The sequence below is a fragment of the Streptomyces sp. NPDC058751 genome (genome assembly GCF_042746485.1).
In the GTDB taxonomy this organism is placed as follows: Bacteria; Actinomycetota; Actinomycetes; order Streptomycetales; family Streptomycetaceae; genus Streptomyces.
This window is the reverse complement of sequence record NZ_JBHYPZ010000002.1, coordinates 268,998-285,247: the sequence shown is the minus strand read 5'-3', so window position 1 is coordinate 285,247 and position 16,250 is coordinate 268,998. Positions and strand designations below refer to the sequence as shown.

Annotated in this window: 11 protein-coding genes; 6 read left to right on the top strand and 5 right to left on the bottom strand. The window is 72.1% G+C overall.

What is annotated here, in order from left to right; genetic code table 11:
* Positions 1-247 precede the first annotated feature (247 nt).
* From ACFW6B_RS03365 to ACFW6B_RS03355, 3 genes are all read right to left on the bottom strand, one after another.
* A complete protein-coding gene (locus ACFW6B_RS03365; RefSeq protein WP_386591627.1) occupies positions 248-1,264 on the bottom strand; it encodes an MBL fold metallo-hydrolase in 1,017 nt (338 codons plus the stop codon).
* A 167-nt stretch (positions 1,265-1,431) separates the two neighbouring features.
* Positions 1,432-2,316 carry an alpha/beta hydrolase gene (locus tag ACFW6B_RS03360; RefSeq protein WP_386591626.1) on the bottom strand — a complete coding sequence of 295 codons (885 nt, stop codon included), beginning with the start codon at positions 2,314-2,316 and terminating at the stop codon, positions 1,432-1,434.
* 194 nt (positions 2,317-2,510) lie between these two features.
* On the bottom strand, positions 2,511-3,002 hold the full coding sequence (locus ACFW6B_RS03355; protein WP_386591625.1) for a nuclear transport factor 2 family protein: 492 nt from the start codon (positions 3,000-3,002) through the stop codon (positions 2,511-2,513).
* A gap of 180 nt (positions 3,003-3,182) precedes the next feature.
* On the opposite strand from ACFW6B_RS03355, the gene ACFW6B_RS03350 reads away from it, so the two are divergent.
* Complete coding sequence (locus tag ACFW6B_RS03350) at positions 3,183-4,100, top strand: LysR family transcriptional regulator (RefSeq protein ID WP_386591624.1); 918 nt, start codon at positions 3,183-3,185, stop codon at positions 4,098-4,100.
* A gap of 228 nt (positions 4,101-4,328) precedes the next feature.
* Here the strand turns inward: ACFW6B_RS03350 and ACFW6B_RS03345 are convergent, their stop codons facing one another.
* Positions 4,329-5,114: a DUF2249 domain-containing protein gene (locus ACFW6B_RS03345; protein ID WP_386591623.1), complete on the bottom strand. Its 786-nt coding sequence runs from the start codon at positions 5,112-5,114 to the stop codon at positions 4,329-4,331.
* A gap of 72 nt (positions 5,115-5,186) precedes the next feature.
* On the opposite strand from ACFW6B_RS03345, the gene ACFW6B_RS03340 reads away from it, so the two are divergent.
* From ACFW6B_RS03340 to ACFW6B_RS03325, 4 genes are all read left to right on the top strand, one after another.
* Positions 5,187-5,945, top strand: a complete 759-nt coding sequence (locus ACFW6B_RS03340) for a helix-turn-helix transcriptional regulator (RefSeq protein WP_386591622.1) — start codon at positions 5,187-5,189, stop codon at positions 5,943-5,945.
* A complete protein-coding gene (locus ACFW6B_RS03335) occupies positions 5,942-7,132 on the top strand; it encodes a hypothetical protein (protein ID WP_386591621.1) in 1,191 nt (396 codons plus the stop codon). Before ACFW6B_RS03340 ends, ACFW6B_RS03335 begins: the two co-directional genes overlap by 4 nt.
* Positions 7,129-9,888 (top strand): multicopper oxidase domain-containing protein, encoded by a 2,760-nt coding sequence (locus ACFW6B_RS03330; RefSeq protein WP_386591620.1) that lies wholly within the window; start codon positions 7,129-7,131, stop codon positions 9,886-9,888. The genes ACFW6B_RS03335 and ACFW6B_RS03330 overlap by 4 nt, the downstream gene beginning before the upstream one ends.
* 228 nt (positions 9,889-10,116) lie before the next feature.
* On the top strand, positions 10,117-10,494 hold the full coding sequence (locus tag ACFW6B_RS03325; RefSeq protein WP_386591619.1) for a putative zinc-binding protein: 378 nt from the start codon (positions 10,117-10,119) through the stop codon (positions 10,492-10,494).
* Between the two features lie 169 nt (positions 10,495-10,663).
* Here ACFW6B_RS03325 and icmF read toward each other — a convergent pair whose 3' ends face one another.
* Positions 10,664-13,915 carry a fused isobutyryl-CoA mutase/GTPase IcmF gene (icmF, locus tag ACFW6B_RS03320; RefSeq protein WP_386591618.1) on the bottom strand — a complete coding sequence of 1,084 codons (3,252 nt, stop codon included), beginning with the start codon at positions 13,913-13,915 and terminating at the stop codon, positions 10,664-10,666.
* A 574-nt stretch (positions 13,916-14,489) separates the two neighbouring features.
* On the opposite strand from icmF, the gene ACFW6B_RS03315 reads away from it, so the two are divergent.
* Positions 14,490-16,223 (top strand): ricin-type beta-trefoil lectin domain protein, encoded by a 1,734-nt coding sequence (locus ACFW6B_RS03315; protein ID WP_386591617.1) that lies wholly within the window; start codon positions 14,490-14,492, stop codon positions 16,221-16,223.
* The last annotated feature ends 27 nt before the right edge of the window (positions 16,224-16,250 follow it).

Below are 16,250 nucleotides of genomic sequence, written 5' to 3'. Positions count from 1 at the left end.
GGCTCTGTCCATGGTGGAGACGGTCTCCCGCGGGAAGAGTTCACCCCGTTCCTGCGGTTCGACACCGAGATCCGCCGCATCGTCTGCACCACCAACGCGATCTGGGTGTTGTACTTCTTCCACCGACCGGGGAGCAGCTGCCCCGGTCGGTGCTTGAAGCGGTCCGCTCTGGCTCTGAACGCGATGGGCGCCTGACGTGCGGCGGAAAGGTGGCGCCACCGCGTCCCGGTCGCCTGCCGCCCTGCTGTCAGTTGTCCGGCGTGCCCTCGCCGGCCTGGTCCGCGCAGGCCGCGGAACCCTTCGTGGCGGCCCCGGTGCGCAGTTCGCGGGCCACTGCCTTGATGTTCTCCTGCACGAGGGTCGGGAGGTCCGCGACGGGCGGACGGCCGGGGTAGGCGCGCTCCAACTCGGCTGTGATCCGCTTCTGTTCGCCGGGAGTGACCGACCGGCCCTCGGGTGATCTCCGGGCGGTGGCGGGCCGGACCATGTCGCGGAACCGCTGGAGGTAGCCGCGCTGGTCGTCGATGAGTGTCCGGGCCGGGCCCGGGGCTCCGTGCCCCGGATACATCGTCCTGGCCTTCGGGAAGCGCCGGCCCAGTCGGTCGAGGATCCGCAGCCAGCCGCAGCTGTTCCCTTCGATCAGGGCGGGCATGACCTTCCTGCCCGCCAGGTCGCCGGAGAAGAGGTCGCCGGTGTCGGGGCGGTAGTAGACGGTCGCGGTGTCGGACTCGCCCGCCGTGAATCCGGCGGTCTCGAAGCGGAGGCCGCCGACCCGCAGTGCGGCGCCGTCCTCGAAGGTGCGGTCGGCGTAGGTGAGCCGGGCCGGGAAGCGGGGGTTCGCCGAACGCGCCAGAGGATAGAAGTTCCGCTTGTCCTCCCGCATGGCCTCGTCGGTCGCCTCGGACGCGTACAGGGAGGCACGGGGGAAAGCCTCGTGGAAGGAACGCGCTCCGCCCACGTGGTCGGGATGGGAGTGGGTCAGCAGGATGGCGACGACGGGTTCGCCGGTCTTCCTGATCGCCGCTACCGCCCTGTCGGCGTCCTCCGGCGTGCGCAGGGTGTCGACGAGGACCAGGCCCTCGGGCGCCTCGATCCAGTAGGTGTTGACGGAGCCTGGATGGGGTGAGGCGAACCGTCCCGGCCCCGGCGCTTCGGCATGCGGTGTTCCGGAGGTCTCATTGTTCGAACAGCCCACCATCGAGGTGCTCGCGCAGAGGGCGGCGGAGGCCACGCCCAGCAGGCGTCGCAGTCGGCGGTTCTTCATCTGAGGCCTTCGTGTCGTCGGGGGTGCGGTCGGTGGTGGGACACCCGCCGTGGGCGAGGGCCCTGTGGCGGATGGAGCGGGACGGCGCCCGGCGGCACGCCTCGACGCGCGGCCGGGATCCGGACGGCGTCGGCGCCGGCACGCCGGGTGGGCCTGCGGCGGGGAATTCACAGGGTCTTGGCGAAGTGCGCGGCCACCGCGTCCGCGGCGAGCGTGACCTGGGGCTCCTGGTCGTAGAAGTCGAACTGGCTGCCCTGCGCCCAGAGGATGTCCTTCGGTCCGGCCAGCTCCGCGTGGAAGCGGCGGGCGCCGTCGGGGATGGCGGCGTCCTCGCTGTGGACGAGCCGGGTGGGCTGGGTGATCCGCGGCGCCAGGGCGATGGAGTCGTAGGTGAGCCAGTCCTCCCAGGCCATCACGGCGAACCGGTTGGGCCAGGCGGGGACGGCTCCGCGGTCGGGGTTGAGGTAGAAGTCGATGTCGTAGGGCATGGCCGCGTGTTCGTCGGTGGGGCTGACCACCGGGACGTAGTCGACCTCGCCGGTCCGCACGAACCGGGCACGCGCCTTCCGGGCGGCCTCGATCTTCTCGGCGACCGCGTCCGCACCTCCGTAGGCTGCCTCGCAGATCGCCGCGTCGTGGAGCCAGGGCGCGACCAGCGCCAAGGAACCGACGCGCTCGTCGTGTGCGGCGTTGGCGGCCATGTACATCGCGGCCGCGCAGATTCCGAGGGTGCCCAGCCGGCCGCCGTCGACCGACGGGTGGCCGGCCAGGAACGTCACGGCGTGGTGGATGTCGCGGATCTTGCGCGCCGGATCCTCCACGTCACGCGGTTCACCTCCGGATTCACCGAAACCGCTGAAGTCGAAGGACAGGGCGGCGTATCCGCGGTCGGCCAGTCGTTCGGCGTACCGGTCGGCCATCAACTCCTTGACACTCGTCCAGGTGCCCGCCACCACGACCCCCGGAGCCGGGGTACCGCAGCCGGGCAGGAACAGGTTGCCGGTCAGGGCGGTCCCGCCGCTGAGGAAAGTGATCTTCTGCCGGGTCGTCACGAACGTTCCTTCCGATCAGTTGACATGGCCGGGGACGGTCCGGCCGCGGACGGCGCCACGGCCGGAATCGGAGCGGCTGGTGTCGATCGCTGCCGCGCCGGGACAGTCACAAGGTCTTCGGGGCACTCCGGACGGTTCTCCGCGCGCCGATGCCATGAACCGCGGAGCCGGCCGGGCGATGCCGTGCCGTCGTCTCATCCGGCCGCCCTCGCCGCCGACGCCGTCGACTCCCTGTTGCCGTCGCCCCAGACAGCGGTCATCACGACTCCGCTGATCCTCCACCCCTCACCGGAACGGACCAGATCGAATCGGTAGGTACCACCCAGCGTCCACAACGGTGCCCCGAACGGGTCCGCCAGCCGGTGGGTGGCCTGGAACGCCGCAGTGCACACCGCCGTGTCCTCCGCCAGCGTCACCAGGTGGTTGGCGATCAGATGCTGGGTCGCGTCGAACCCTCCCAGCACACGGGACCAGGCGTCCGCGATCTCCCTCGGGGCCAGTAAGGCCGGTTCGCCGCCGTTCAGGCTCGTGTAGTCCAGCCGCACCTCGTCGGCGAACACGTCCTTCAGCGCCTCCCAGTCGCGCCGGTCGGCGTGCCACGCCATGCGCGTGCACACATCGATCACGGCCTGGCGCTCCACGAGGCGAAGCATGTCCGCCGGGGCGGGATGGTCGGTCGTACCCACTGGTTCTCTCCTGTCACAGGATTCGAAGTCGGGCCCGGCTTCGACGGGCAGGTGGTCAGGACACCCGCTCCGCTCCCTCGCAGGCCGACGCGACGATTCTGGACGCGGCAGCGCCGTCGGCGGAAACAACGAATTCTTGTGCCATCACCGCAAATCGCTGTGGCCACTAGGCTGTTGGGCATGCGCGACATCGATCTTCGGCATCTGCGTTCGTTCCTCGTCGTGGCGCAGAAGCGGTCCATCACCCGGGCCGGGGCGGTGCTTCACCTGACCCAGCAAGCGGTGTCGACGCATGTGCGGCAGCTGGAACGCTCCCTGGACGTCGGCCTGCTGGTGCGCACCTCCCGCGGTGTGCTGCTCACCGCCGCCGGGGAGGAGCTCGCCGCCGGGGGCGCGAACGTCGTCGACGACGTCGACCGCCTGGCGGCACGGGTGCGCGCCGTGGCCGATGCCCAGACCGGCACGCTCCGACTGGCCTGCTGTCCCGCCGCCACCACCCTGTTCGCCATCGACGTGGCCGACACCATGGAGAAGACGGTCCCCGGTCTGCGGGTGACGTTGAACGGCGCGCGCAACCCCAGACAGGAGCTGGAACTGCTCACCGACGGGCACGCGGACGCGGCCTTCATGTGGCTGCCGGTCAGGGACGTCGGGCTGCACACCGCCGTGGTCCGCACCGATCCCCGGGCGGTGGCGCTGTCCGCCCGCCATCCCCTGGCCGGCCGTTCCGGTCTGACGCTCGCCGACCTCGCCGATGCCCCGGTCCTGCGTCCCGATGTCCTCACCTCGCCGGAAGCCGAACGGTTCTGGCTCATGGACCCCCGCCCTGACGGCGGCCCCGCACCACGTGGTCCGGTCGTGCCCCAGGTGGAGGACTGTCTGCTGGAGGTCGGCCGCGGCCGGGGCGTCTGGTTCGCCCCGCAACCGCTGGACACGCTGATGCCCGCCGGCAACGTGCGCTGGATCCAGGTCACGGACGCCGAGCCCTTCGACCTCGCGGTGGTGTGGACCGACCGCGCCCCCCAGTCCCTGATCACGCGCCTGATCGCCGAGGTCCGCTCCGTCGTCGGAGACGGCCGGCACGTCCACGCCGCGTGAGGCCCCGGCACGCGCGCCCGCACATCGCCGGTGCGCCCCGACGCCGCGGGCCGGACGGATGTGGCCGAACGTCTCGACTGCGGCGTCCAGGTCTCCGTACACCTGCTCGGGCATGCCGTGACCGAACGCGTCCTGGCGACCGGGGTCGCGGCCGACGCGGAGCCTGAGCGGCTGGCGGCGATCCGCCGTGCGGGGCGTCGCGGGACCGCCGCCGCGGCTCCGCCCCGGTCAGCGGTGGGTGAGGAGCAGGCGCCACGCCTCGGGGCCGCGCTGCAGGTACTCCACCGCGAACGCGCCGGGGTGCCGGTCCTCGATCTGGGCCAGCAGCGGCAGGGGGTCGTGCGGTGCCACGAGGACCATGGCCCGCCCGGAGGGCACGGCGGCGATCGCGCCGAAGACCGTGGCGTGGCGCAGCGAGTGCGGGACGTCCCGCACGTCGAGCTCGGGCACCTCGGTGTCGTCCGATCCGCCGCAGCCGCAGCTTCCGCCGCACCCGCCGCCGGATTCGGCCGCCGCCCCGTCCCCGTGCTCATGACCGAGGATCTCGTGCATTCCCTCCAGGAGTCCGGAGAGGGAGATGTCCGGGGCACCGGTGAGCAGCGGCAGGACGAGGGTGTTCTCCTTCTCCAGGTGCTCCTCGAACAGCACTTGGAGCGCCCGGCCGTCGGCCGCCGCCTGTACGGCGGAGCCGGCGTCGCGCAGCGCGTCGACGAGCGCGACCAGCCTGCGGTGCTCGGCGAGCATGCCGTCCATGAGGAGGCCGACCGCGGGCAGGCCGCGGGCGACGGGGTAGAGGGTCTCCTCCTCGGCGGCCGCGTGCGGAACGAGGTCGCGGTCGCAGAAGTCGACCAGTCCGCGGCGGATCCCGTCCGCCGCGGCCGGGTCGCGGTCCGCGGCAGCGATCAGCATGGCGACCCGCCCGGCCAGCTCACCCGCCAACTGCGTGTGATGTGCCTCGACGGCTTCGGCGGCCGCCGCGTCCTGGGGGTCCGATGCGATGGTCAGGGTGCTCATGAGGGGTCGTCCTTCCAGCCGACGGCCCCGTCCGGGTCGGTCCGGGGCCGGTGTCTGCAATATAGTACGGACATGTCCGTGGAAAATAATGGCCCCCTCCCCGGCAGCGGATCGAACCGCCTGCCGCTGTCCCGGCAGCGCCGCGACGTCCTGCAGCATCTGCGCGGCCAGGCCGCTCCCGTGACCGCCACGACGCTCGCGCACGTGTGCGCGCTGCACACCAACACCGTCCGCGAACACCTGGACGCCCTGGTGGACGACGATCTCGCCGTACGCGAACGGTCCGCACCCGCGGGGCGCGGCCGTCCCGCCTGGCGCTACCGGGCACGCCCGCCGCAGGCGTCCCCCGCACGGGAGTACGCCGGACTCGCCGCAGTGCTCGCCGCCCAGATCGCCCGCTCCAGCACCGATCCGCGTGCGGACGCCCTCGCCGCGGGCGAGGACTGGGGACGCGTCCTGACCGCCGGGCAGGAGCCGACGGCCGATCCCGAGGAGGCGCGGAAACGGCTGCTGCACCTCCTCGGGGAGATCGGGTTCGCACCGGAGGCGGACGCCCGGACGCGCCGGGTCCGGCTGCGGCGCTGCCCCTTCGTCGAGACGGCCCGCGAGCACCCCGGCGTGATCTGCGGCGTCCACGAAGGACTGGCCCGGGCCGCCCTCGGCGCCCTCGGCGAGACACCCCAGGACGTCGAACTGCTTCCGTTCGCCGAACCCGACGCCTGCCGCCTCCACCTGGACACGGGGACCGGGCCGGACACGGGAACCGGGCCGGCGGACCCGGACGCCGTAGCGCACCCGCACCGGCCCACCACGCCCGGGGAGGACCGGTGACCCCCGCCGCCCCCGCCCGCGCCGCCCGGCGCGCGGGCATCCGCCGGGCGCCCCTGCTGCTGGCCGCCGGTCTCTGTCTGCTCGCCGGTCTCGACGCCGCCCTCGTCCTGCTCGGCCTCCCCGCCCCGGTCACCGGTGACCGGCTGCCGAAGGTCCACGGGATGCTGCTGGTGCTCGGCTTCGCCGGCACTCTGGTGGCGCTGGAACGCGCGGTCGCCCTGGGCGGCCGCCTGCCGTACCTCGCCCCCGCCTGCCTCGGCGCCGGGGGCCTGCTCCTGCTCACTCCGGTCGACCTGGTCCTGCCGCGGCTGCTGCTCGTCGCCGGATCCGCCGCCCTGGTCGCCCTGTACGTGCGCTTCTGGCACCGGCAGCCGAGTGCCGCCCTGATCGCGCAGGCCGCGGGCGCCGTGTCCGCACTCGGCGCGGCACTGCTGTGGCTGGGCGGCCTCGACATCCCGCGGGTGCTGCCCTGGCTGGTCGCGTTCCTCGTCCTGACCATCGCCGGAGAACGGCTGGAACTCGCCCGGGTGGGCGCCCTGGCCCCCTCGGCGGAACAGACCTTCCTGGGCTGTGTCGGCGCCGTCACCGCCGGCGTCGTCACCACCCTCATGTGGCCCGCGACAGGTGCCCTGCTGCTCGGCGCCGCCCTGCTGTCACTGGTCGCCTGGCTCGTCGTGCACGACGTCGCCCGCCGTCTGCTGCGCTCCACCGGACTGCCCCGCTTCACCGCGGCGTGCCTGCTCGCCGGATACGCGTGGCTGGGCCTCGCCGGCGCCCTGTGGCTGCTGACCGGGCCGGTCACCGACGGCACCCGCTACGACGCGGGGGTGCACGCCGTCTTCCTGGGCTTCGTCATGTCGATGATCATGGCGCACGCCCCGGTGATCCTGCCCGCCGTACTGCGCCGCCCCCTGCCGTACCACCCGGCGCTCGCGGTGGCGGCCTGGCTGCTGCACCTCTCCCTGGCCCTGCGCGTGGTGATCGGCGACCTCCGCGAGGTCGAAGGGGCGTGGCGGCTCGGCGCGGTCCTCAACATCGCCGCCGTCCTGCTGTTCGTCCTGACGGCGGCGACCTCGTCGGTGACCGCCACCCGACGCGCGTCCGCGGCGACACGGACGACCGCCCGGCCCAGGCCCGCCGGTACCGGTGCGGCGACGACCCCCGACAACCCTAGGAACCCCCGGTGACGACGCACCTGTCTCCCCCCACGGCGAGCGGCCCCGCCCCGAAGCCGCCAGGACGATCACCGCGCGCCCTCTGGCACCTCGGCGTGAACGCGGTCGTGGTCGCCTGGCTCGCGCTGTTCGCCGCGGTCGCGACCGCCCACCACTTCCTGCCGCACTCCTCCTGGCTGCTCGTCCACGTACTGCTGCTCGGGGCGGTCACCAACGCCGTCGTCATCTGGTCGGGGCACTTCGCCGCGTCCGTGCTGCGGCTGCCGGAGGCGAACCGGGGCGCCCCCGCGGCCCTGCGGCTGGTCTGCCTCAACGCCGGAGCCGTCGCCGTGATGGGCGGCATGCTCACCGGGCGGTGGCACGCGGTCCTCGCCGGCGGATGCCTGGTCGCGGCCGCGGTCACCGCCCACGCCGTGTGGCTGGTCCGGCTCCTGCGCCGGGCCCTGCCCGGCCGGTTCTCCATGACCGTGCGCTACTACACGGCCGCCTCCGCCCTGCTGCCCGCGGGTGCCGCGCTCGGTGTCGTCATGGCCCGCGGCGGTCTCGCCGGTGATCTCTCCGACCGGCTGCTGATCGCACACGAGATGATCAACCTGCTCGGCTGGGTCGGCCTCACCGTGGCCGGAACACTCATCACCCTGTGGCCGACGATGCTGCGCACCCGGGTGGCGGAGGGCGCGGAACGGGCGGGGCGCACCGCTCTTCCCGTCCTGCTCGTCGGCCTCGCCGCGGCCGTCGCCGCCGCACTGCTCGCCCCGCCGCCCCTGGCCGCCGTCGGCGTGGCCGGCTACGCCGCCGGACTCGTGGTCGCGGGCAGGCCCTGGCTGCGCGAGGCCCGCGCGAAGACGCCGAACTCCTTCGCCGCCTGGTCGGTGGCCGCGGGCTGCCTCTGGCTCGCCGGATCCCTGACGGCCCTGGGCGGCATCCTTCTCTCCACGACGTCCTGGACGACGGTGACGGAGCGCACGTCGCTGCTGACCGCGCCGCTCGCCGCCGGCTGGATCGCCCAGGTGCTGCTCGGCGCGCTCAGCTTCCTCGTGCCCGTGGTCCTGGGCGGCGGCCCGGCGGCCGTACGCGCCGCCGCCGCGGGACTCGAACGGGCCTGGCCGGCCCGGCTGGCCGTCACCAACGCCGCGCTGCTGCTCTGCGTGCTCCCGGTGCCGTCCATGGTCCGGGTGGCGTGCTCGTTGCTGCTGCTGGTGGTGCTGCTCCACTTCCTCGTCCTGCTCGTGCTCACGGTCGTTCGCGGCCTGCGGAACCGCCGCAGGGCGGCGCGGGGGGACGCGGACCCTGGGTCCGCTCCGGCCCCGGCGCCCGCCGAGGTGCCGGCGGCCCCGCACCGGGTGCTCGGCGGCGTGGCCTTCGGGCTCGCGGTCGTGGTGCTGGCCGTCGCGGGGGGCGGCGCGGTGGACGCGCGTTCGCTGCCCGTCGTGGAGCGGTCCGCCGCCACGGGCGCGGACGGCGGCGTGGTGAAGCCGACCGGCCTCACCACCACGGTCGACGTGACGATCCGCGGCATGCGGTTCTCGCCCTCCGCCGTCGACGTGCCCGCGGGGAACCGCCTGGTGGTCCGGCTGCGCAACACCGGCACCGACACGCACGACCTGGTGCTGGAGACCGGCGCCCGCACCGACCGGCTCACCCCTGGGAAGCGGGGCACGCTGGACGCCGGAGTCGTCGGCCGGGACCTCTCGGGCTGGTGCTCGGTGGTCGGGCACCGGCAGATGGGCATGGTCTTCGCGGTGCGCGTCACGGGCACCCGGGGGCCGGACACGGTGGACGGCACCGGGTCCGAGGAAGTCGGCGGAACCACGCACGACCACGGTGGAGGCACGCACGACCACGGCGGGGGAACGTCCGGGGGCACGGGCGGGTCCGCCGCGGAAGCGTTCGATCCGATGGCCGAGCCGGCTGAGGGCTTCACCGCCCGCGACGCCGAACTGCCGCCCGCGACGGACGGACCCGGCTCCACGCTGCACAAGCGGACCCTCACCGTCAAGGAGGCGGAGGCGGAGGTCGCCCCCGGTGTTCGGCAGACGCTGTGGACCTTCGACGGGACGGCTCCCGGACCCGTACTGCGCGGCCGCGTCGGCGACACCTTCGAGATCACCCTCGTCAACGACGGCACGATAGGCCACTCGGTCGACTTCCACGCCGGTGCGCTGGCGCCGGACCGGCCGATGCGCACCATCCAGCCCGGCAAGTCACTGACGTACCGGTTCAAGGCCACCCGCAGCGGGGTGTGGATGTACCACTGCTCGACCATGCCGATGTCCCTGCACATCGCCAACGGCATGTTCGGCGCGGTGATCATCGACCCGCCCGGCCTGCCGGAGGTGGACCGTGAGTACGTACTGGTCCAGTCGGAGTCCTACCTGGGCGAGCAGAACGGGACGGCGGACGCCGGCAAGGTGAAGGCCAAGGAGCCCGACATGGTCGCCTTCAACGGGTACGCCAACCAGTACGACCACGACCCGCTGACGGCGAGGACGGGTGAACGCGTACGGATCTGGGTCCTGGCGGCGGGGCCGAACGTGGGCAGCGCCTTCCACGTCGTGGGCGGCCAGTTCGACACCGTCTTCCGTGAGGGCGCCTACGATCTGCGGCCGGGAGGCTCCGAGCGCGGTGGCGCACAGGTCCTCGACCTCGCTCCCGCATCGGGCGGTTTCGTCGAGCTGTCCTTCCCCGAAGCGGGTAGCTACGCCTTCGTCACGCACGTCATGACCGACGCGGAGCGCGGAGCGCACGGCGTCTTCCGCGTGCGCTGACCGGCACCGCACCCCGGCCCCCGCCCGGCCGGGGTGCGGCACGGGAAGGACGGAACGTCCGGTGCCGGAGCGGGCCCGAACGGCCCTGGCCGGTACCCCGTTGGACCCATCCCCCGGCCCGCGGCCCGGCCCTAGGCTCGCAAGGTGCGCACCGCGCACTCCGCACCGTGCCCCGCCCGCCGTGCCGCGCACGGCTTGACCCCTCCTGTTGCGAACGAGGACCCCTTGGTGAAAAACCGCCGTGATCTGCCCCTCGTCTACTCGTGCTCGGGTTGTTCGAGCGCGGCCCAGATGACCAACTGGATCGCCGTCCAGCTCGACCGGCGCGGCATCGCCGAGATGTCGTGCATCGCCGGTGTCGGAGGCGATGTGCCGAGCCTGGTGCGCAAGGCCCGGAGTGACCGCCCGGTCGTCGCCGTCGACGGATGCGTGCTGCAGTGCGCCCGCAACTGCCTCGCCCGGCACGGTGTGACGCCGACCGTGCACCACCTGCTCAGTGACGACGGGGTGCGCAAGCGGCTGGGAGAGGACTTCGACCCGGAGCAGGCGGAGCAGGTGCTCGACGGGCTGATCACCCGGATCACCGAGGAGACCGCCGTCCGCTGAACTCGGCGGGGCCCGGCCGAGGACCGCCGGATGTGACCGGCGGTCCTCGGTTTCCAGGTGCCGTCCTGACCGGATGACGGCCGTCGGGCACGTCCGCCTCGGGTGCGCCCGCGCCCCGACGCGCGGCTCAGCCCGCTCACCGAAGCCGGGCGACCCGCCTCTTCTCCGGTCAGACGTTGCGCCGGTACTGGCCGCCGACCTCGAAGAACGCCTCGGTGATCTGCTGGAGGGAGCACACCCGGGCGGCGTCCATGAGGACCTCGAACACGTTGTGCCCGCCGGTGGCCGCCTCCTTGAGAGCGGCGAGGGCGGCCCGCGCGGGGTCGTGGTGCCGGCCCTGGAAGTCGATGACGCGCTCCAGCTGGGACTGCTTCTCCGCCTCCGTGGCCCGCGCGAGTTCGAGTGTCGTGGCGCCCTCGTCCGTGGCGCGCGGGTTGCGGAAGGTGTTGACGCCGATGAGGGGCAGGGTGCCGTCGTGCTTGCGCTGCTCGTAGAGCATGGACTCGTCCTGGATGCGTCCGCGCTGGTAGCCGGTCTCCATCGCGCCGAGCACGCCGCCCCGTTCGCTGATCCGCTCGAACTCGGCGAGGACCGCCTCCTCGACCAGGTCGGTGAGTTCGTCGATGACGAACGATCCCTGCAGGGGGTTCTCGTTCATGGCGAGGCCCCACTCACGGTTGATGATGAGCTGGATGGCCAGGGCCCGGCGGACCGAGTCCTCGGTCGGAGTGGTCACCGCCTCGTCGTAGGCGTTGGTGTGCAGGCTGTTGCAGTTGTCGTAGATCGCGGTCAGCGCCTGGAGCGTGGTGCGGATGTCGTTGAAGTCCATCTCCTGGGCGTGCAGGGAGCGGCCCGAGGTCTGGACGTGGTACTTGAGCTTCTGGCTGCGCTCGTTCGCCCCGTAGCGCTCGCGCATCGCGACCGCCCAGATCCGGCGGGCCACCCGGCCCAGCACCGTGTACTCCGGGTCCATGCCGTTGGAGAAGAAGAAGGACAGGTTGGGGGCGAAGTCGTCGATGTCCATGCCGCGGGCCAGGTAGGCCTCGACGTAGGTGAAGCCGTTGGCCAGGGTGAAGGCCAGCTGGCTGATGGGGTTCGCCCCGGCCTCGGCGATGTGGTAGCCGGAGATGGACACGGAATAGAAGTTGCGCACCTGGTTCCGGATGAACCACTCCTGGATGTCGGCCATCATCCGCAGGCTGAACTCGGTGGAGAACAGGCAGGTGTTCTGGCCCTGGTCCTCCTTGAGGATGTCGGCCTGCACGGTGCCGCGCACGGTCGCCAGGGTGCGTGCCCGGACCTCGGACGCCTCCTGCTCGGACGGTTCGCGACCCTGCTCGGTACGGAACGCGTCCAGCTGCTGGTCGATGGCGGTGTTGAGGAAGAAGGCCAGGATGGTCGGGGCCGGACCGTTGATGGTCATGGACACCGAGGTGGTCGGGGCGACCAGGTCGAAGCCGTCGTAGAGCGCCTTCATGTCCTCCAGGGTGGCCACCGAGACCCCGGAGGTGCCGACCTTGCCGTAGACGTCGGGCCGCTCCCCCGGGTCGCGGCCGTACAGGGTCACCGAGTCGAAGGCCGTGGACAGCCGGGTCGCCTCGCTGTCCTTGGAGAGGTAGTGGAAGCGGCGGTTGGTGCGCTGCGGGTCGCCCTCGCCCGCGAACATCCGGGCCGGGTCCTCGCCCTCGCGCTTGAACGGGAAGACGCCCGCGGTGAAGGGGAAGTATCCGGGCAGGTTCTCCCGGCGCAGGAAGCCGAGCAGGTCGCCGGCGTCGGAGTAGCGCGGCAGCGCCACGCGGCGGACCTGGTTGCCGGACAGCGATTCCCGTGTCAGCGCGGTGCGCAGCTCACGGTCGCGCACGCTGACCACCAACTCGTCGCCGGAGTAGGCGTCCTTGGTCAGCGGCCACTGCTCCAGCAGTGTCCGCGCCTCCGGCGCCAGGCGGTGCTCGGCCTGCTCCAGCAGCCCCTGCACGTCCGCGACCGGCAGCCCGGCGGCGGCCAGCTGCGCGCAGACGGCTTCGAGTTGCTGAACGCGCCGCGCCTGCTGGGCCCAGCTCTCCGTCTCGGTGTGGTAGCGGCGCACGGTCTCGGCCGTCTCGGCCAGGTAGCGCACCCGGCTCGCCGGTACGATCTGCGCCGCGCCGCTGGAGTGACGCACCCCCACCTCGGGCAGCGCGCCCTCGCTCACCGCGAGGCCACGACCGGCCAGCACGTCGCGCAGGTTCTGGTAGAGAGCGGTCACGCCGTCGTCGTTGAAGGTGGCCGCGCTGGTGCCGAAGACCGGCATGTCCTCGGGGCGGGAGCCGAACGCCTCGCGGTTGCGCACCAGTTGACGGCCCACGTCGCGCAGGGCGTCCGCGGCGCCGCGCCGTTCGAACTTGTTGATCGCGACGACGTCGGCGAAGTCCAGCATGTCGATCTTCTCGAGCTGGGAGGCCGCGCCGAACTCGGGCGTCATGACGTACAGCGACACGTCGACGTACGGGACGATCGCCGCGTCACCCTGTCCGATGCCCGGTGTCTCCACGATCACCAGGTCGTACCCGGCCGCCTTGCACGCGCCGATGACGTCCGTCAGCGCCTGCGGCACCTCGCGGTCGCCCCGGGTGGCGAGCGACCGGAAGTAGACCCGGTCGCCGTCCAGGCTGTTCATCCGGATCCGGTCGCCGAGCAGGGCGCCGCCTCCGCGCCGCCGGCTCGGGTCCACCGCCAGCACCGCCACCCGGAGCCGGTCCTTCTGGTCGGTGCGCAGCCGGCGGACCAGTTCGTCCGTCAGCGAGGACTTGCCCGAGCCGCCGGTTCCCGTGATGCCCAGCACCGGCACGTCGCGTGCCAGCGCGGCCTCGCGCAGCACCGCGAGATCCGGCTCCTGAACGTACCCGGTCTCCAGACCGCTGATCGTGCGCGCCAGCGCGTGCCGGTCGCCGGCCATCACCGCGGACGGCTCGCTCGGTGCCTGCCGCCACAGCGAGAGGTCGCACTCCTCGATCATCGAGTTGATCATTCCGGCCAGCCCGAGGCGCTGGCCGTCCTCGGGAGAGAAGATCTTGACCCCGGACCGGGCGAGCCGGTCGATCTCCTCCGGGACGATGACGCCCCCACCGCCGCCGAACACCCGCACGTGGCCCGCGCCCGCCTCGCCGAGCAGCTTCACCAGGTACTCGAAGTACTCGATGTGGCCTCCCTGGTAGGAGGAGACGGCCACGCCGTGCGCGTCCTCCTCCAGCGCCGCGTCGACCACTTCCTGCACGGACCGGTTGTGCCCCAGGTGGATCACCTCGGCACCCTGGGACTGCAGGATGCGCCGCATGATGTTGATCGCCGCGTCATGACCGTCGAACAGGGCCGACGCGGTGACGAAGCGGACGGGATGCTTGGCCCGGTACAGCGGGGACGGAACAGCGGCGGCCACGGACATGAGTCCTCCTGACGGAACTACGCGTCTGGGTACGGCGTACCGGAATCTTCGGGCACACAAGCATCCCAAGCATCACCATGCGTATAACTACTAGGACGTCCAAGTAAATGCCGGACCCCGGCCCGCGAGCAAGAGCGGCCGGGTCCATGTGTGCCAGATCACCACATCACCCGGCCGGCCGACCGGCGACACGCGGCATCGCCGCACACCGCGGACGAGACGCTCTCCTCGACGGCATTCCCGCACCACGAACATCAACCTCTCCCGAACCGGGGCCCGTCCCGACCCTTGACTGCATTGGTCCGGTCCAATAACGTCACCCCCGCACAGAACTAAACATGGTTCAACATCCACCAGTCGCCACCTGCACTGATGACGTATCCGCCGGTCCGGGAAGTGGGAGTCCGTCGCCCTCCGTGGGCCCGCCCGTTCACGGCAGCCCAGGTGCCGGTCCTCGCCCTGCCCGTCTCATCCGGATCCGCAGGAGCGCGTGCACCGCTCACTGTCGGCGGACAGCACCAGGGGCGGCACGGCGGACAGACACGGCGATGTCCTTCTCCGGAGGTCAAGACACATGCAATTACCCTTTGTCGGACTGCGGCACGGCGGGTGGAGGAGAGCGCTCAGGCTGGTTCCCGTCGTCGCGGTCACGGTGGCGACCACCGTCGTCGGAACGCTGGACGCCCAGGCGGCAGTGCCCCCGACCCCGTCGGGTTTCACCCTCACCTGGAGCGACGACTTCAACGGCGCGTCCGGCACCGGAATCGACCAGGGCCTGTGGAAGTACGACACCGGGCCGGGCAGCAGTTTCGGCACCGGTGAGATCGAGACCATGACCAGCAGCACCTCGAACGTCCACCACGACGGCCAGGGTCATCTGGTGCTCCAGGCCCTGCACTCCGGTTCCGACCCACGGGCCGGATGGACCTCCGGACGTGTGGAGACCCAGTCGGCGTCCTTCGGCGCTCCGGCCGGCGGAGTCGTACGCATCGAGTCCGTCCTGCAGCAGCCCGACGTCACCACCGCCAACGGCGCGGGCTACTGGCCGGCGTTCTGGATGCTCGGCGCGCCGCTGCGCGACGGTGTGACCTGGCCGAAGTCCGGCGAGATCGACATCATGGAGGACATCAACGGCCGCAGCTCCGTCTTCAGCACCCTGCACTGCGGTGTGAACCCGGGCGGGCCGTGCAAGGAGTCGACCGGCATCAGCTCGGGTGAGCGGGCCTGTCCGGGCTGCCAGACCGGCTTCCACTCCTACGCGGCGGAGATCGACCGCTCGGTGTCGCCGGAGCAGATCCGGTTCTACCTCGACGGGAACAACTACTTCACCATCAGCGCCGGCCAGGTGGACGCGACGGCCTGGTCCGACGCGGTCGACCACCCCTTCTTCATCATCTACGACCTGGCGATCGGCGGCGGCTTCCCGGACGCCTTCGGCGGGGGCCCGAACGCGTCCACGGTCTCCGGCGGCAAGCTGGTCATCGACTCGGTGGCCGTCTACAACAAGGGGCCGGGCTCCGGTGGTGGCGGTGGCGGCGGTTCGGTGACCGGCCAGACGATCACCGGACCTGGCGGCAAGTGTGTCGACGTGGCGGGTGACGACACCGGCGGCGACGGCACCGCGGTCCAGCTGTGGGACTGCCAGTCGGCGGCCAAGGACCAGCACTGGACCTGGAGCGGCCAGACCCTGCGGACCCTCGGCAAGTGCCTGGACATCGCCGGCGGCAACAGCGCCGCGGGCACGAAACTGCAGCTCGCCACGTGCAACAGCGGCGGCTACCAGAGCTGGGTGCGGCAGACCGACGGCTCACTGCGCAATCCGGCCAGCGGCCGGTGCGTCGACTCTCCGTCAGGTGCCACGGCGAACGGAACGCGACTGCAGATCTGGGACTGCAACGGCTCCGGTGCCCAGCAGTTCGCCATCGGAACGCCGGTCTACGGGCCCGGCGGCAAGTGCGTGGACGTGGCGGGTGACGACACCGGCGGCGACGGCACCGCGGTCCAGCTGTGGGACTGCCAGCACGCCACTTCGCTCGACCAGAAGTGGACCTGGAGCGGCCAGACCCTGCGCACTCTCGGCAAGTGCCTGGACATCGCCGGTGGCGTCAACGCCAACGGTACGAAGCTCCAGTTGGCCACCTGCAACGGCGGCGGCTATCAGAACTGGGTCGCAGGCGCCGACGGCTCGATGTCCAACCCGGCCACCGGCCGGTGCGTCGACTCTCCGTCGGGTGCCACCGCCAACGGCACACGCCTGCAGATCTGGGACTGCAACGGCTCCGGCGCCCAGCAGTTCGCCCTGGCATGAGAGGGCCGAGGCCACCGGAAGAGACCC